This window comes from Nicoletella semolina (assembly GCF_004345745.1).
Lineage (GTDB): Bacteria > Pseudomonadota > Gammaproteobacteria > Enterobacterales > Pasteurellaceae > Nicoletella > Nicoletella semolina.
Genome location: NZ_SLXJ01000003.1, coordinates 126,841 through 144,092, shown reverse-complemented (window position 1 = coordinate 144,092; position 17,252 = coordinate 126,841). Strand labels below are relative to the sequence as shown.

16 protein-coding genes and 1 pseudogene are annotated in these 17,252 nt (G+C 38.1%); 8 read left to right on the top strand and 9 right to left on the bottom strand.

The genetic code is table 11. The features are described 5' to 3' along the window. Positions 1 to 137: 137 nt before the first annotated feature. The 4 genes from lrp (at position 138) to tsaB (ending at position 5,268) form a co-directional block, all read left to right on the top strand. Positions 138 to 620, top strand: a complete 483-nt coding sequence (gene lrp / locus EV693_RS03480; RefSeq protein ID WP_132500992.1) for a leucine-responsive transcriptional regulator Lrp — start codon at positions 138 to 140, stop codon at positions 618 to 620. A gap of 9 nt (positions 621 to 629) precedes the next feature. Continuing rightward, positions 630 to 3,296 carry an FtsK/SpoIIIE family DNA translocase gene (locus EV693_RS03475; protein ID WP_132500991.1) on the top strand — a complete coding sequence of 889 codons (2,667 nt, stop codon included), beginning with the start codon at positions 630 to 632 and terminating at the stop codon, positions 3,294 to 3,296. Positions 3,297 to 3,464: 168 nt separating this feature from the next. Beyond that, on the top strand, positions 3,465 to 4,544 hold the full coding sequence (gene aroG, locus EV693_RS03470; protein WP_132500990.1) for a 3-deoxy-7-phosphoheptulonate synthase AroG: 1,080 nt from the start codon (positions 3,465 to 3,467) through the stop codon (positions 4,542 to 4,544). Between the two features lie 34 nt (positions 4,545 to 4,578). Then, a complete protein-coding gene (tsaB, locus tag EV693_RS03465) occupies positions 4,579 to 5,268 on the top strand; it encodes a tRNA (adenosine(37)-N6)-threonylcarbamoyltransferase complex dimerization subunit type 1 TsaB (protein ID WP_132500989.1) in 690 nt (229 codons plus the stop codon). A 50-nt stretch (positions 5,269 to 5,318) separates the two neighbouring features. Here the strand turns inward: tsaB and EV693_RS03460 are convergent, their stop codons facing one another. The 3 genes from EV693_RS03460 to EV693_RS03450 all read right to left on the bottom strand — a co-directional run bounded on the left by EV693_RS03460 (position 5,319) and on the right by EV693_RS03450 (position 7,436). Next, positions 5,319 to 6,116, bottom strand: coding sequence for a class II glutamine amidotransferase (locus EV693_RS03460; protein ID WP_132500988.1), 798 nt, complete (start codon positions 6,114 to 6,116; stop codon positions 5,319 to 5,321). A 253-nt stretch (positions 6,117 to 6,369) separates the two neighbouring features. Next, positions 6,370 to 6,795, bottom strand: coding sequence for a ClpXP protease specificity-enhancing factor (locus EV693_RS03455; protein ID WP_132500987.1), 426 nt, complete (start codon positions 6,793 to 6,795; stop codon positions 6,370 to 6,372). Next, a complete protein-coding gene (locus EV693_RS03450; RefSeq protein ID WP_132500986.1) occupies positions 6,795 to 7,436 on the bottom strand; it encodes a glutathione S-transferase N-terminal domain-containing protein in 642 nt (213 codons plus the stop codon). Before EV693_RS03450 ends, EV693_RS03455 begins: the two co-directional genes overlap by 1 nt. A 182-nt stretch (positions 7,437 to 7,618) precedes the next feature. Here EV693_RS03450 and EV693_RS03445 point away from each other — a divergent pair, with 182 nt between their 5' ends. After that, positions 7,619 to 7,942 carry a DUF496 family protein gene (locus EV693_RS03445; RefSeq protein WP_132500985.1) on the top strand — a complete coding sequence of 108 codons (324 nt, stop codon included), beginning with the start codon at positions 7,619 to 7,621 and terminating at the stop codon, positions 7,940 to 7,942. A gap of 72 nt (positions 7,943 to 8,014) precedes the next feature. Here the strand turns inward: EV693_RS03445 and EV693_RS03440 are convergent, their stop codons facing one another. Next, complete coding sequence (locus tag EV693_RS03440) at positions 8,015 to 9,364, bottom strand: GntP family permease (RefSeq protein WP_132500984.1); 1,350 nt, start codon at positions 9,362 to 9,364, stop codon at positions 8,015 to 8,017. A 185-nt stretch (positions 9,365 to 9,549) separates the two neighbouring features. Between EV693_RS03440 and EV693_RS03435 the strand changes: the two are divergent. Next, positions 9,550 to 10,047 (top strand): annotated as a pseudogene (locus tag EV693_RS03435) (gluconokinase); the annotation flags it as partial. A gap of 175 nt (positions 10,048 to 10,222) precedes the next feature. Here EV693_RS03435 and gdhA read toward each other — a convergent pair. Continuing rightward, positions 10,223 to 11,563: an NADP-specific glutamate dehydrogenase gene (gene gdhA / locus EV693_RS03430; RefSeq protein WP_132500982.1), complete on the bottom strand. Its 1,341-nt coding sequence runs from the start codon at positions 11,561 to 11,563 to the stop codon at positions 10,223 to 10,225. Positions 11,564 to 11,851: 288 nt separating this feature from the next. On the opposite strand from gdhA, the gene ubiG reads away from it, so the two are divergent. After that, entirely contained in the window at positions 11,852 to 12,574 is a 723-nt protein-coding gene (gene ubiG, locus EV693_RS03425; protein ID WP_132500981.1) for a bifunctional 2-polyprenyl-6-hydroxyphenol methylase/3-demethylubiquinol 3-O-methyltransferase UbiG, read from the top strand. A 4-nt stretch (positions 12,575 to 12,578) separates the two neighbouring features. Here ubiG and EV693_RS03420 read toward each other — a convergent pair whose 3' ends face one another. After that, positions 12,579 to 12,809, bottom strand: coding sequence for a YceK/YidQ family lipoprotein (locus EV693_RS03420; protein ID WP_132500980.1), 231 nt, complete (start codon positions 12,807 to 12,809; stop codon positions 12,579 to 12,581). A gap of 151 nt (positions 12,810 to 12,960) precedes the next feature. Here EV693_RS03420 and leuB point away from each other — a divergent pair, with 151 nt between their 5' ends. Further along, positions 12,961 to 14,040 carry a 3-isopropylmalate dehydrogenase gene (gene leuB / locus EV693_RS03415; RefSeq protein ID WP_132500979.1) on the top strand — a complete coding sequence of 360 codons (1,080 nt, stop codon included), beginning with the start codon at positions 12,961 to 12,963 and terminating at the stop codon, positions 14,038 to 14,040. Between the two features lie 85 nt (positions 14,041 to 14,125). Here leuB and EV693_RS03410 read toward each other — a convergent pair whose 3' ends face one another. From EV693_RS03410 to EV693_RS03400, 3 genes are all read right to left on the bottom strand, one after another. Continuing rightward, complete coding sequence (locus tag EV693_RS03410) at positions 14,126 to 15,187, bottom strand: AI-2E family transporter (RefSeq protein ID WP_132500978.1); 1,062 nt, start codon at positions 15,185 to 15,187, stop codon at positions 14,126 to 14,128. Positions 15,188 to 15,213: 26 nt separating this feature from the next. Further along, positions 15,214 to 16,224 (bottom strand): quinone-dependent dihydroorotate dehydrogenase, encoded by a 1,011-nt coding sequence (gene pyrD, locus EV693_RS03405; protein WP_132500977.1) that lies wholly within the window; start codon positions 16,222 to 16,224, stop codon positions 15,214 to 15,216. 67 nt (positions 16,225 to 16,291) lie between these two features. Further along, positions 16,292 to 17,242 (bottom strand): ribose-phosphate pyrophosphokinase, encoded by a 951-nt coding sequence (locus EV693_RS03400; RefSeq protein WP_132500976.1) that lies wholly within the window; start codon positions 17,240 to 17,242, stop codon positions 16,292 to 16,294. Positions 17,243 to 17,252 lie beyond the last annotated feature (10 nt).

The following is a 17,252-nucleotide window of genomic DNA, read 5'->3' as shown; positions in this document are numbered from 1 at the left end:
TTTAAAACAGCGATGGTGGTTCATTTGATAGCTGATGGCTATTGCTTTTTCTTTAATGAGTGAATTTACTGGATCAAAAGAGCTTATATGATTAGAATATCTCTTGTTTTAGAATAAAATGCTACAAAGGTAACAAAATGAAATATAAAAAACTTCCTAAAGCATTGGATAGCATTGATTTAAAAATTCTTAATGAGTTACAACGCAATGGGAAAATATCTAATATTGAGCTATCTAAACGGGTAGGGCTGTCGCCTACGCCTTGTTTAGAGAGGGTAAAGCGTTTGGAAAAGCACAATGTGATTATGGGATATCGTGCGTTACTTAACCCTGAATTGCTTTCTTCACCGTTGTTGGTAATTGTAGAAATTACGCTTGTGCGTGGTAAACCTGATGTATTTGAGGAATTCAATAAAGCTGTGCAATTATTAGAAGAAATTCAAGAGTGCCATTTGGTATCAGGGGATTTCGATTATTTGCTGAAAACTCGAGTGGCAGATATGGCAGCATATCGTAAGTTACTCGGTACGACATTATTGCGTCTTCCTGGGGTGAATGACACTCGAACTTATGTGGTGATGGAAGAAGTAAAGCAGACAAATTATCTGTTATTAAAATAAGGATTTGGTGTGATTGAGCGGTTAAAAGGCAGAGAAAATTTACTTAAACTTGGGCTTTTATTGTTTGGTGGGTTCTGGCTGTATATTTTGGTTGCGTGGATCAGTTATAGTCCATTGGATAATAGCTGGTCGGTGGCGAGCAGCATTTCACCAGTTGTCTTAAATAAGGCAGGATATTTGGGGGCGTGGAGTGTGGATCTGTTGTTGTCAATGTTTGGCAAGGTCGCCTTTTTAGTCCCTTTCAGTTTGGTTTTTCTGTCTGTTTATTTGCTGATATTTAGCCAGTTTATGTATTTAAAACGAGCCAATAGTTTACGTTGGTTGGGGAGCTTCGTTTTGCTTCTCTTGGGATTAAGTATATTAGCAAACCATTTATTGCCTCATTCACCTTATTATTTAGCTGGCGGATTTATTGGTGGATTATTAAGTTCTTTGATTATGCCTAGTTTGGGACTAATTGGAGGGCTTCTTATTGGTATTTTACTCACTGCAATTGGGTTTTATTTTTGTTCGGGGCAAATTTTATTTCAGTTGTTTATGCAGCTTTACCGCTGGGTTGTAGAGGGGAAATCATTGCAAAGCTCTGCTAAACAAGCGGTCGATTTAGTGGAAAATTTTGTCGATGAGGATCGTGTTGATGTTGATAATAGCGTTGTGCTAGTTGATGTTGAAAAACAAAATGATGTATTAACGGACGTTTCACAATTTATTCGTCCCAAAATTACTGGCTTGCAGCCTGTTTCTCCTGCAACAGAAATCCAGATGCCAGCCAATGAGAGAGTAGTTGATGAAATCCCAAATGCAGAAACTCGAATAGTGAGGGCTGTTGAGCAGGATTTGCCGAAAGTATTGTTAGAGCCTGAAAATGTTGATTCGCTTTTTACACACTCAGCAGATTTAGTCATTGAGCAATCAAACCCAACATTGCCGAAGGTAACTTTATCGGAGAATGCATTACATTCTTCATCTATTGAACAAGAGACTGTTATCCCTGTTGAGCTGCCTATTCAGCGAGAAATGAGAACGATTGATCTTATTGAACCTAAAATTGTGGAGCCAAGATTTATTGAACAAGCAGTCATTGAACAAGAGCTTGGTGAAGAAACTATTACATCAGCAGTTAATGCAACGGAGAAAAAAGCACGACCACAGTCTACGCCAGTAGTTCACCCTCTATTACAACGTAAAAATATTGTACTTAAGCCAACTTCACCTATGCCGACTTTGGATTTATTGGATACCCACCCACGAGAGCAACAGCAAATCACAGAGCAAGAAATTCGTGAAACTTCACGCAAAATTGAACAAGAATTGGCAAATTTTGGTGTGAAGGCAACCGTGGAAGATGTACTTGTTGGACCTGTGGTAACTCGTTATGAAATCCTACCTGCCTCAGGAGTGAAAGCAAATAAGATCACTAATCTTGATGCAGATTTAGCAAGAGCGTTGATTTTTAAAGCTATTCGGATTACTGATGTCGTTCCTGGGAAGCCTTATATGGGAATAGAAACACCGAACAATCAGCGTGAGACAGTTTGGTTGCGTGATGTATTAGCGAGTGAGGTTTTTCAGCGTAGTGAGGCAATTTTACCGATGGCACTCGGTAAAGATATTAGCGGGCAGCCAATTGTGGTTGATATGGCGAAAATGCCTCACTTGCTTGTAGCTGGGCAAACAGGAGGAGGGAAATCTGTTGGTGTGAACACTATGATTTTAAGTCTGCTGTTTAAACTGACGCCAGAACAAGTTCGTTTTATTATGATTGATCCAAAAGTTGTTGAGCTTTCTATTTATAACGATATTCCGCATTTACTGACACCTGTTGTTACCGATATGAAAAAGGCAGAAAACGCATTGCGTTGGGCAGTTGAGGAAATGGAACGCCGTTATCAATTAGTCAGTTATGTACAAGTGCGTAATATCGAAGGATATAACGCTAAACTTGAGCAAGCCGAGGCGATGAATATGCCGATTAAAAATCCTTATTGGAAGCCGAGTGATTCAATGGATTTAGACGCCCCTGCTTTGCAGAAAATGAGCTATATTGTACTGATTGTTGATGAATTTGCTGATTTAATGATGTCTGCGGGAAAGCGGGTTGAAGAGCATATTATGCGAATTGCACAGAAAGCACGAGCGGTCGGTATCCACTTAATTCTTGCAACGCAACGTCCTTCAACTGATGTGATCACAGGAGTGATAAAAGCCAATATTCCTAGTCGTATTGCTTTTACAGTTGCTAGCCAAATTGATTCTCGTACTATTTTAGACAAGGGGGGAGCAGAAGCGTTATTGGGGCGTGGCGATATGCTTTACTCTGGTGCTGGTAGTCCTGAAATCATACGCATACACGGTGCATTTATGAGCGATGAGGAAGTCCAACGAGTTGCTGATGATTGGCGTGCAAGAGCTAAGCCTGAATATATTGATAGCATTGTCGAATCAAGTGAGGATAATAGTGAGCAGAGCGACAGAGGAACAGGGGAGGATTTAGATCCATTGTTTGATGAAATTGCTCAGTTTATAAGCGAGGGTGGTGCAACCTCTATTAGTGGCATTCAACGCCGTTTTTCCATTGGCTTTAATCGTGCAGCTAGAATTATTGATCAGCTAGAAGAAGAGGGGATTTTATCTGCTCCAGATAATCGTGGTAAGCGTGAAGTGTTAGTACGCTGACACGAAAATACAGATTTTGATGTAAAAGTAATGAATTGTATTGTTGTACTATTAAATTAGTACAAATTATTTGACAAGCTAAACAGATTGCTCTAATTTATTTTTCCATTAGAGGAAGTAACGATATTCCTTAAAATAGAATGATTTAGAGTAAAAAAGGAACAATAAATGAGCGAAATTTATAGAAATGATGACGTTAGAATTGATCATATTGAAGAATTATTGCCACCCGTTGCACTATTAGAGCGTTTCCCTGCAAGCGATATTGCTGCGGATACGGTTGCAAAAGCACGCAAGGCAATTCATAAGATTATTCACGGTGCTGATGACCGTTTATTGGTTGTGATTGGACCTTGCTCGATTCACGATCCAAACGCTGCATTAGAGTACGCTCAAAAAATTCGGGCGTTGAGAAATAATCCTGAAATTGCTGAGAATTTAGAGTTGGTGATGAGAGTTTATTTCGAAAAACCACGCACAACAGTAGGCTGGAAGGGGTTGATAAATGATCCTTACCTTAATTCTACCTTTGCACTCAATGATGGCTTGCGTATTGCTCGTAAAGTGTTGTCTGATATTAATGACTTGACTGTGCCCGCAGCAGGTGAGTTCTTAGATATGATTACGCCACAATATATGGCTGATTTTATGAGTTGGGGGGCAATTGGAGCAAGAACAACAGAATCACAAGTTCATCGTGAGCTAGCGTCTGGTTTGTCCTGTGCTGTGGGCTTTAAAAATGGCACAAATGGCAGTGTAAAAATTGCACTTGATGCAATTGGTGCAGCTGAAGCCCCCCATCATTTCTTATCGGTAACAAAATTTGGGCATTCTGCTATTGTTTCTACTCGAGGTAATCCTGATTGCCATATCATCTTGCGGGGGGGGGATAATGGGACAAATTACGACGCAGAATCCGTTAAAAAAGTGTGCGTTGATATTGAGAGATCAGGACGTCGCCCACACGTTATGGTTGATTTTAGCCACGCTAATAGCCAAAAACAATTTAAACGCCAAGTTGATGTATGTAATGATGTTTGTCAGCAAATTGCCTCTGGTTCACATTTTATTTCAGGCGTAATGATTGAAAGTCATTTGGTTGAGGGTAGACAAGATTTAGTGCCAAATCAACTGCTTGTTTACGGACAAAGTATTACTGATGGCTGTATTGGCTGGGAAGATAGTGAAAAAGCACTATTCCAACTTGCACAAGCTGTGAAAAAACGCCGTCAAGTGAACTCTTTGTAGTTCAGAGCTTTAAATTTTATACCTCAAAGATCCGATGAAAACAATTTTAGCAATTGATACTGCCACCGAAGCTTGCTCGGTGGCACTGTTATACGAAGGTAACATCACTACAATTTCAGAGCTTAGCCCTCGTACGCACACCCAACGCATTCTGCCTATGATTGATGAGTTATTAAACCAATCGAATATCACTCTTAAGCAGATAGAGCTATTGGCATTTGGAAGAGGACCAGGAAGTTTTACTGGTCTAAGAGTAGGGGTTGGGATTGCACAAGGATTGGCGTTTGGCGGCAATCTACCTGTTGTTCCAGTTTCTAATTTACTAATGATGGCAGAACAAGCTTATCAGCAGTTTGGTAAAACAGAAGTTATTGCATTGATTGATGCTCGAATGAATGAAGTTTATTTTGCTCAATTCTCACGCAATACTTCTGAATGGACAACGATTGTCACAGAACAAGTATGCTCTCCAATATGTGCCATTAAACAATTTAAACTCGAAAATAATCCTACTATCGTAGGTACGGGCTGGCTGGCTTACTCACAATTTAGTGAATTAAATCCAACAATTCAGCCAAATGAAATCACCTTACCTTCAGCTGAATTCATGCTTCCTTTAGCCATGAATGAGGCTAAAATAGGCAACATACATTCAGCCCTTGATATCGAACCTGTTTATTTGCGTAATGAGGTTACTTGGAAAAAGCTGCCAAATAAAGTATAAAAGACATCCTATATCCTCTCATATATTTAGAGGATATAATAATTTAGCAATTAAACATGTGCTTCGCATTCAGGTAGGGATCCTTCGACTTCGTACAATACATCACCATCTTTGAAAAAGACATAGCCACCGTTTTTCATTTTTTTCCATTGTTCATTTTTAGTCAGGGGCTGAGTTGTAATGATGGTTACTTTATCAGATTCTAGCGTATATTGACGAAAATCAATCATAACATCATCATCACGTAATGCTTTACCAAAAGGTGCTTTACGGCAAACGTAATGTAAATTTGTTGAGCAGCGGGCGATCATCCAATGTCCATTAGAAAGGATAAAGTTGAAAACGCCGTGTTCTGCAATTTTGCTAGTGATCTCCATTATTGACTTAAATAAAGTTTGTTCATCAGGTTTTTGGTTAAATCGTTCCTTTAATCGTGCGGTGATGCAGCAAAATGCAGCTTCTGAATCAGTTGTACCAATAGGTTGATAATGACTACTTGGACAAACATTAATATTGACTGTGCCATTGTGAGCGAATACCCAATTTTCTCCCCATAATTCACGAATAAATGGGTGTGTGTTTTCTAAGTTCACCTCACCTTTTGTCGCTTTGCGAATATGTGCAATAACATTGTAAGATTTTATGTGATATTGATTGACTAAATCAGCCATAGGTGATGATGCACCTGGACGATTATCTCGAAAAATTCGTACCCCTTTCCCTTCAAAAAATGCGATTCCAAAGCCATCATTATGGTGATCGGTTAATCCCGCACGTCTTCGAAATCCCTCAAATGAAAATGTAATATCTGTTGGTGTATTGCAATTCATTCCTAATAATTGACACATAATTTTCTTCTTATTTTAGTATAGTTGAGTATCATATTTTTTAATTTTTCCACTTGTTAACATAAAACAAGCGGTGAGATTTTTACGAAATTTTACAAAAAAGTCTAGTGTAATGTTATGCTTTAAATCAATTAATTTAGTAAAAAAATCTCTGTTCCTTTTGTGTCAAAAAGAACAGAGAAATTTTTAATATTACATCTGAGAAAGATATAAGCTGTATGAATTTTTTCTCATAGAGTCGATGTATTGATGGTTATTTTACCAACTTTAATTTTCCACTTTTAGGCTTTGCCTGGTTAGTGGATTCTGTAGCTAATTTCTCTAAATCCATTTTTTCTTTACGATTTTTATAATCTACCTCGCTGTAATAATCTTCTGCTTGAAAAATAATGCCATCGCCTGTTTCTTGTGCATAAATCGCATTGATGGCTCCCAATGGCAAATAAATATCTCGTAACATGCCTTGAAAACGAGCATTAAAGCGAATGAATTCATCATTAAAAATATATTGCCCAATGGATCGAGGTGCAATGTTTAAGATGATATTACCCTCTTTGATATACTCTTGTGGAACATCTACATCAGGATAATGTGCGTTTATTATCAAATACGGTGTGTAATCACTATCTAAAATCCATTGATAGTACGCTGAATACAAATAGGGACGTAACGGTTTCATTATTCTTTATCGTCCATTAAATATTTTGGCACGCTGCCGCCTATTGATTGTACAAAACTATCCCGTTTGAATACCCGAGCCATATAGGCTTTTACTGCTTTACTTCCTGCTCCTTTAAATTCAATGCCAAGATTACTCATTCTCCATAATAATGGTGCAACGTAGCAGTCTACTAAGCTAAAATCTTCACTGAGAAAATAATCACTATCAGCAAATACTGGTCCTAGTACTAATATTTCTTCTTTTAGCTGTTTTAATATTTTTTGAGCTTCTGAACTAGTTGGGTCTTTTTCTACTCTCTCCATAAGAGAAAACCAGTCTTGCTGAATGCGTTCCATATTTAAACGACATTGCGCTCTTAAAACTGGGTAAACTGGCATTAGTGGCGGGTGTGGAAAACGTTCATCAAGATATTCTATAATGATGCGAGCATTAGAAATAACTAAATCACGATCAACGAGTGTAGGCAATGTTCCTCTAGGGTTAAGTTCAAGTAGGTCCTCAGAGATTACACCAGATTCAATATTTTCAATTTCATATACTACACCTTTTTCCGCCAATACAATGCGGACTTGATGGCTATAAATATCATTTTTGTTCGAAAAAAGTGTTGGCATGGAACGTCTGTTTGCATTTGTCATAGCTATCCCCAAATTTATCAATTATTTCAGTTTTGCCGATTTTACCACATTTTCATTCATAGGTAACAGAACAATGAATAAATCAATGATAAACCTTTTGACGAATTCGTTTAAAAGGTCTAGGATTTTGCCATTCTATTTTTACTATCTTACTTTTCTTTTCCCACTTAATAGAGGAATTCATTATGGAAAATAAAAAGCAATCATTTCAAGATCTGTTGGATTATGTCCATCTATATCGTCTAAAAAATAAACTTTTGCGTGAGACTGCGGATAATGACCGTAAAATTCGTGATAACCGAAAACGATTGTTATTACTTGACAATCTAACACAGTACATTACTGATAATATGTCTGTGGAAGAAATTCGTGCGATCATAAGCAATATGCGAGACGATTATGAGAACCGCATTGATGATTATATGATACGCAATGCTGATCTCTCAAAGGAACGCCGTGAGATTCGTAAAAAAATGGCTGGACATAATCGCCACAAAAAATCATAATACTTCAGCATCAAATGTTACTAGTAAGCGGTCAGATGTATTATAAAATTTTTGATAATCTGTCCGTTTTTATTAAAGTAATACTGAGCCTAATAGTGCTAGGCTAAACCCGACGAGTCCGATGAGCGTTTCTTGTACTGTCCAAGTTTTTAGCATTGTTTTTGTGTCAATTTCTAGAAAACGGCTAACCAGCCAAAATCCACTGTCGTTAACGTGAGAAAGCACGGTTGCTCCTGAGGCAATTGAAATGACAATAAAGCAGAGATCAAATTGACTTAAGCCAGTTGTGCTAGAAATAACAGGTGCAATCAATGCCGAAGTTGTAGTGATCGCAACAGTGGCGGATCCTTGGGCAATACGCAATGCGGTTGAAATGAGAAATCCTGCAACAATAATTGGCATTCCTGTATCAGATAGCATTGTTGCCATTACCTCACCAATACCGCTCGCTCGTAAAACACCACCAAACATTCCGCCTGCCCCAGTTACTAATACAATTGAACAAATTGATCCTAAAGCGTTATCGCAAATTTTTTCTATTTGTTCCACGCTATGTTGTTCCTTTAATAAAAGAATCGTAACAAGTAAAGAAATCAGTAAAGCAATAGGCGTTTTCCCTATCAGTCTTAAACTCTCAACCCACAAAGCAGCCCCATCAATAACTTTTACAACAGAGAGAGTATTAAGTACCGTGTCAAGCATAATTAAACAAAGTGGCAAAAGTAAGATAAGCAATACTCGCCTAAAACTTGGCGGATTAATGATTGCAGTCTCGTGGATAGGGGAGGCATTTAAAAAAGCTTTTGGTAGGGGTAAATGAAATTTCTTCCCCAAAAAAATACCATACAAATAAGTGGCAAAATACCATGTAGGTATCGCCAAAATAAAACCAATGAGTGTCAGTAAGCCAATATTTGCACCAAGCAAATCGCCAGCAGCAACAGGACCAGGGTGAGGAGGTAAAAATGCGTGGGTAACGGCAAATGCACCTGCTGCAGGAAAAGCATAACGAAATAATGAGCCACCGAATTGTTTTGCTACGCTAAAAATAATTGGCAACATCACAACAAGCCCAGCGTCAAAGAAAATAGGAAAACCAAATAGAAAAGAGGCTACTCCTAATGCAAAAGGGGCTTTTTGTTCACCAAATTTATTAATGAGTGTATCTGCAAGTACTTTTGCACCGCCTGTAATTTCTAGTAAACGACCAATCATCGCCCCAAATCCAACTAGCAAGGCGACTGCTGCTAATGTATTACCAAACCCGCTTAGAAGAGTCGGTAGGATTTTGTTTACAGGAATACCTGTGGCTAATGCGGTGAATAGGCTCACCAAAACCAAAGCGATAAATGCGTGCATCTTAAATTTCATAATGAGTAATAGTAAGATGGCAATAGATAAAATTAAAATGAAGATCAACATATTTTCTTTCTCTTTTCCTCTTCGAGAAGGGTCATTGACAAGCTATCTGATTATGACCAGAAGTAAAGTACTAAATATTAAATTTGGGATCTACTTCACATATTTTTTAAAATATTCAACCTCTCTGCTTTATTATTGTTAAAATAAAAATGGTGGCAAAAATTAAAATGTGAAGGAATAACAGAATGGCAAAAATATTTATTTTAATGGGCGTATCGAGTACAGGAAAAACTAAGGTTGGCATAGAAATGTCACGCCAATTAGGAATTAAACTTATTGATGGTGATGATCTACACCCTAAAACTAACATCATAAAAATGGAAGAAGGACAACCGCTCAATGATACAGATCGTCTTCCTTGGCTAGAACGTATTCGTGATGCCGCATTTAGTCTTGAAACAAAAAATGAAGTGGGAATTATTATTTGCTCGGCATTGAAGAAAAAATACCGTGATTTAATCCGTGAGGGTAATCAGAACATTGCGTTTATTTTTTTACATGGTGAATATTCACTTGTTCTTGAGCGAATGCGACAGCGAAAAGGGCATTATATGAAAGAACAAATGTTAAAAAGCCAATTTGATACATTGGAAATCCCTTTGTCTGAAGAGGATGATGTTACGTTTGTGGACATCAGTGGCGAGTTTGAAGAGATTGTCAAAAAGTGTATTGAGGCAACTAAATTACAGACTGATGACACTAAGGCTTACAAAAAAGTCGCTGTAAACGGAATAAACAGCCTGAATCTAGCTAAAAAGTACATTTAAGTGTAACAAATTGATACAATCTAGCGGTCAAAATATCTGCATTTTTTGCAAAGATTCTGACCGCTAGTTTTATTATTTTAATGAAAAAGGTTTATAAAATCCCTTGCTCTAACATTGCATTAGCAACTTTTTTGAAGCCTGCGATATTAGCACCATTAACATAGTTTACAAAACTATCCGATTCAGTACCATTTTCCACGCAGTTTTCGTGAATGTTTTTCATAATATCAAATAAACGCTGATCGACCTCTTCACGAGACCAAGATAGGCGGATTGCGTTTTGACTCATTTCTAATCCAGAAGTTGCTACACCACCTGCATTTGCTGCTTTACCTGGTGCATAGAGAATTTTCGCTGCAATGAACACTTCAACTCCACCTAGTGTCGTCGGCATATTGGCACCTTCTGCAACACAGATACAGCCATTTTTCACTAGTTCTTTCGCATCTTCTGTATCTAATTCATTTTGAGTCGCACACGGAAGAGCAACATCACAAGATACGCCCCACGGTTTTTGGCCCTCAAAATATTTCAGTCCCTGTTCGTTAGCGTAAACAGAAAGACGTTCACGGCGTTCATTTTTGAGTTCTAATAATGCTGCTAACTGTTCCTCTGTCATACCACTTTCTGGGAATAATACATAGCCATTTGAATCCGAAACAGTCAGCACTTTTGCACCCTTCTGTATTGCTTTTTCTGCTGCATATTGAGCCACGTTGCCTGAGCCAGAAATGACAACACGTTTTCCTTCAAAAGATTGTCCTTTAGTATTTAACATACTTTCAGCAAAATAGACAGTGCCGTAACCTGTTGCCTCTGGACGGATTAAGCTTCCTCCCCAAGTTAAACCTTTGCCAGTTAAAACAGAGCTAAATTCATTGCGTAATTTTTTGTATTGACCGTACATATAGCCAATTTCACGTCCACCGACTCCAATATCACCTGCTGGTACATCAGTATCGGCACCGATATGACGGAATAATTCGCTCATAAATGCCTGACAAAAACGCATCACTTCAGCATCAGATTTTCCTTTTGGATCAAAGTCTGAACCGCCTTTACCTCCACCCATTGGTAGGGTTGTCAAAGCATTTTTGAATACTTGCTCAAATGCCAAGAATTTTAGTACGCCTAAATCTACAGTTGGGTGAAAACGAATACCGCCTTTATAAGGACCAATTGCAGAGTTCATTTGTACACGATAGCCACGATTTACTTGTACTTGACCTTTATCATCTACCCACGTTACACGGAAACTGATAACACGCTCTGGCTCGACAATTCTTTCTAATAATCCTTGTTGTGTGTATTTTGGGTTTTTGGCTAAAAATGGAGTAAGTGAACCAAACACTTCTTCGACTGCTTGATGAAACGGAAGTTGGTTAGGATCACGTTGTTTAATTTTTTGAAAAAGGGCATTTATATCGCTCATAGTGGACTCCTGTATATAAGATAATCAAATTGTTGTTATTTGCTTTAGGCGTTAGAAGTCTAGCAAGCAAATTTATACTTGAAAAGATAAATTAGAAAAATTTATCTTTAAAATTAGAAAAATTGAGATTGATTGTCTATTTTTTGATCGATTTTATTAGATTTAAGTTAATTTTGATGATAATTTTACAAAATATTTCAAAAATATGACCACTTAGCATTTTTTAAGTAAAGATTAAGGTAGAATTCTCCGTCTTTCGTTCAGGTGTGTTTTAAACAAGGTAACATTATGATACTCCCAAATGTTGATCCGCAAGAAATTAGAAAATTTGAAAAAATGGCAAAAAATTGGTGGGATTTAGAGGGGGATTTTAAACCTATTCACCTACTAAACCCCTATCGTGTAACATATATTAATGAGAAAAGTAGGGGGCTTTTTGGTAAAAAAGTGCTTGATGTTGGGTGTGGGGGCGGTATTTTAAGTGAAGCGATGGCAAAACTTGGGGCAGAGGTAACAGGACTAGATATGACAACTGAACCGCTTGAAGTTGCTCGTCATCACGCTATACAAAGTGGGGTTTCCATTGATTATCAGCAAACAACAGTAGAAGCATTTCTTGAAACTCAACTTGCACAGAATGCGAAAAAATTTGATGTTATTACTTGTATGGAAATGTTAGAACACGTTCCCAATCCATTATCAATTATCCAAAGTTGTCAAGCCCTACTCAAACCCGATGGTATCTTATTTATTTCCACGATTAATCGCACGCTGAAAGCCTATTTGTTAGTCATATTGGGGGCGGAATATGTGCTTAAGGTATTGCCTAAGGGCACGCACCAATTTGAAAAATTTATTAAACCCGCTGAATTATTAAGGTGGTGTGACCAAGCTTCATTACGGTGTCAGGAGATGGTCGGCTACCATTTTAATCCAATAAGCGAAAAATTCTGGCTTAACCACGACGTGAGCTGCAATTATATTGTGGCACTATTAAATGAAAATCAATAAAGCCTTAACGAGTGAGTGTTGCAGGAAGCATAAGGGTATCGAATATAAAACTGAGAGGTAAATCGATCACCGCTAATACGCCAACTACACCACCATTTTCAATTGCTTGCAAATCATTACTCACACCTGCATAAGGGGTGAGATCATTTTCAATAATGCTTTCAATCGTACCGCAGCTGACTAACATAAAAAGACTAAATAAAATAATGCCCCATTTATAAGCGGTCAATTTCATTAAAAGATCTCCAAAACCTATAGCAAAAAAATCACGGAATGCCTGCTTGAACCTATACTGCAATAAAACCTAGCCAATATTCGCTATTTCGTGGCAAAATAGCTCATATTATCAATTCTAAACATTTTTCTAATAATAAGAGGAATTTTATATGCAAACTTACAATGTTGCCGTATTAAGTGGCGATGGTATTGGTCCTGAAATTATGGCACAAGCTATCAAAGCCTTAGATGCCGTGCAACAAAAATATGGATTTAAATTGAATTACAATTATTTTGATATTGGTGGTATTGCCATTGATAACCACAACACAGCTTTGCCAGAAACGACACTGAAAGGTTGTGAAGCCGCTGATGCTATCTTATTCGGTTCAGTTGGTGGACCAAAATGGGAACACCTTCCTGCAAATGAACAGCCAGAACGTGGTGCTTTATTGCCTTTACGCAAACATTTTGCTCTTTTTTCAAATCTACGCCCAGCAACTTTATATAAAGGTTTAGAAAAATTTTGTCCACTGCGAGCAGATATTGCAGCTAGAGGATTTGATATGGTTACCGTAAGAGAATTAACAGGCGGTATTTATTTCGGTCAGCCAAAAGGACGAGAGGGAGAAGGAGCAAATGAAAAAGCATTTGATACAGAGGTTTACCATCGTTTTGAAATTGAACGTATCGCACACGTTGCTTTTAAAACTGCAATGAAACGTAATAAACACGTTACTTCAGTGGATAAAGCGAATGTACTGAGCAGCTCAATATTATGGCGTGAAGTGGTCAATCAAGTCGCAAGAGATTACCCAGAAGTTAAACTTGATCACATTTATATCGACAACGCCACAATGCAACTTATTAAACAGCCAGATTTCTTTGACGTATTACTTTGCTCTAATATTTTTGGCGACATTATCTCTGATGAATGTGCAATGATAACAGGTTCGATGGGTATGCTCCCATCTGCAAGCCTCAACGAAAAAGGATTTGGCTTATATGAACCTGCAGGCGGCTCAGCACCTGATATAGCAGGAAAAAATATTGCGAACCCAATTGCACAAATCCTCTCTGCGGCAATGATGCTACGTTATAGCTTTGGTCTAGAATATGCTGCTAAAAGTATTGAAAATGCGGTAAAAACTGTACTCGCCAAAGGCTACCGCACAGCTGATCTTGCCGATGAATGCCCTTCAATTTCTACTAGTGAGATGGGCGATCTTATCGCAACGCATATTTCGTAGGTTTGTTTTTTTCCTCTCTGTCTATTTAATTTTAACCATTTCGTGATGGAGAGGAAGATTTTTCTATTCTACACTCAACTCTTACCTACTCCTCATCATCATAAGCTGGAATAGCGTTACAGACGGCTTTAACAAGGGTTGCTAATGGAATTGCGAAAAATACGCCCCAAAATCCCCATAGTCCACCAAAAATAATAACTGCAACAATAATGGTTAATGGGTGTAGATTGACGGCTTCTGAAAAGAGGAATGGTACGATAATATTGCCGTCAATTAACTGGCTGATAATAAATGTCAGCAAAACATAGTAAAAATCAGGCGATAAGCCAAATTGGAATAGGGCAACGAGTACAACAGGAATTGCAACAATAACCGCTCCAATATAAGGTACAAGCACTGATAAGCCTACTGCAACAGAAAGTAGTAATGGGTAGTGTAAATCAAAAAATAAGAAAATAATGTAAGTTGATATGCCAACGAGCAAAATTTCGAGAAATTTACCTCGAATATAATTGGCAATTTGTAGCTGCATTTCAAACCAAACTCGTGTTGCTAGTATTCGGTTATGAGGCATAAATTTCACCGCAGAACGTAAAAAAAGTGTCTTGTCTTTTAGTAAGAAGAAGACCATTAGCGGAACTAAAAATGCGTAAATACCTAACCCAACAAGGCTGATCAGAGAATTGAGGGAAAAGGCGAGAAGCGAGTCGCCTAAACCGATGATATGTATTTTAAGTGAGTTAAGTAGTGAGTCTAACATCGCATAATCGATCAGCTCTGGGTAATGCTCTGGCAAGGCTTGTAGCCATGCATTAAGCAAATTAAACATAGAAGGTAAGTCTTTGATAAAGGTAGCAGCTTGGTTCCACAGGCTTGGGAATAGCACAATAAATAGAAAAATTGAAATAGAGATTGATCCGCCAAATACGAGAATAACGCTCAATCTGCGAGGAAAATTTAGTTTGTGCGTCAGAAATCTAATTGGCCATTCTAGTAAATAGGCCAAGACAATAGCAACTAGAAGTGGCATTAGCAAATCACTAAAGAAATAAATTGTACTAAAGCCAATCAGTAGAATAGCAAGTAGAGTAATAATTTGCGGATCACTAAAACGAGTTTTGTACCAATTTTGAAACAGTTCAAACATCTTATTTCTGCCTTAAAAGGTTAAATTTATTGTGATATTTTGATTTGATTGACTAATGTTTTAATGAGCTTAGGTCCTTGATATATCATTGCGGAATATACTTGTAATAAGCTTGCTCCTACATCAATTTTTTCTTGCCCTGAAGCAGCAGAATGTATGCCGCCACTGCCAATAATCGGTACTCTCCCTTGTAACTCTTGAGCAAGTTGTAAAATTAATTGCGTACTTAAGCTATTAAGCGGCTCTCCACTCAATCCCCCTTGTTGTTGAGCATTAGGTAATCCTACAACAGATTGTCGTGATAAAGTAGTGTTACCTGCAATTACACCATCAATTTGATGACGAATGAGGCTATCGGCAATCTCTACAATTTCTGACTGGGTTAAGTCTGGGGCAATTTTTAGTACTAGCGGTCGATAATATCCGAATTTTTGTGAGAGCGAAGTTTGCTCAGCTTTCAAGGTTCGTAGTAATTCGTCCAATGCTTCACCATATTGTAACATACGCAGATTTTGCGTGTTCGGAGAGGAGATATTCACTGCTACATAGCTGGCATATGGGTAGACTTTACGCAAACAAGTGAGATAATCTTCAATGCTATTTTCAATTGAAGTGGTTGCATTCTTACCAATATTAATCCCTAAAATGCCTTTATATTGAGCATTTTTGACGTTGTTAATAAGGTTATCCACGCCTAAATTATTAAACCCATTGCGATTAATAATTCCTTGCACCTCAGGCAAGCGAAACTGGCGAGGGCGAGGGTTTCCTGCTTGAGCAACAGGTGTTACTGTACCAACCTCAATAAAACCAAAGCCTAATTTAGCAAAACCGTCAATGGCTTCGCCATTTTTATCTGCTCCAGCCGCCAGTCCAATTGGGTTTTTAAAACAGAGTCCCATTACTTCAACAGGATTATCAGTGAGATTCCCAAGAGAAATCGGCAGTTTTCCAAGCAATTTAAGTGCTTGAATGGAGAGCTGATGAGCATTTTCAGCCTCAAGTGAGAATAGTGCGTGGCGAATGATAGAATACATAATGCAATAATCAGTGAGAAAAAGACCGCTTGAAATAAAGCCCGATCAGATCGGGCTAGGAATAGAGTTAATGGCTAAACATTGCAGAAATTGACTCTTCATTACTAATTCGGCGAATAGCCTCAGCAAGCATACCAGAAAGTGTTAAAACTCGGACTTTATTTAATGCTTTAATTTCGTCTGATAAAGGAATGGTATCAGTAATCACAACCTCATCAAGTGCTTGATTAGCCAAATTTTTTGCCGCTGAACCAGAGAATACTGCGTGAGTTGCATAGGCAAATACTCGACGAGCTCCTCGTTCTTTTAGAGCTTCTGCGGCTTTCACCAATGTGCCGCCTGTGTCAATCATATCATCGACTAAGATACAATCACGATCAGCAACATCGCCAATAATGTGCATTACTTGTGAGACATTCGCTTTTGGACGGCGTTTATCAATAATTGCCATATCTGCATCATTTAATAATTTTGCCACCGCTCTTGCTCGCACCACGCCGCCAATATCAGGCGAAACGACAATCGGATTAACTAAGTCTGTTTTTTTCAAAATATCATCAAGCAATACAGGTGAGCCAAATACGTTATCTACAGGCACATCAAAGAAACCTTGAATTTGTTCAGCGTGAAGATCGCAAGTTAAAACACGATCGACGCCGACACTTGAAAGAAAGTCTGCAACTACTTTAGCAGTAATGGGTACACGAGCTGAGCGAACACGGCGATCTTGGCGAGCATAACCAAAATAAGGAATAACTGCAGTAATTCGTCCTGCAGAAGCACGACGTAGTGCATCAACCATGACGATTAATTCCATGAGGTTATCATTTGTTGGTGCACAAGTTGATTGCACAATGAAAATGTCTCCACCACGAACATTTTCGTTAATTTGTACTTGAATTTCACCATCACTGAAACGCCCTACTGTTGCATCACCAAGGGAGGTATAAAGACGTTCAGCAATTCGTTTAGCAAGTTCTGGCGTAGCATTTCCAGTGAAAAGTTTAATATCAGGCATAGTAGCAAAC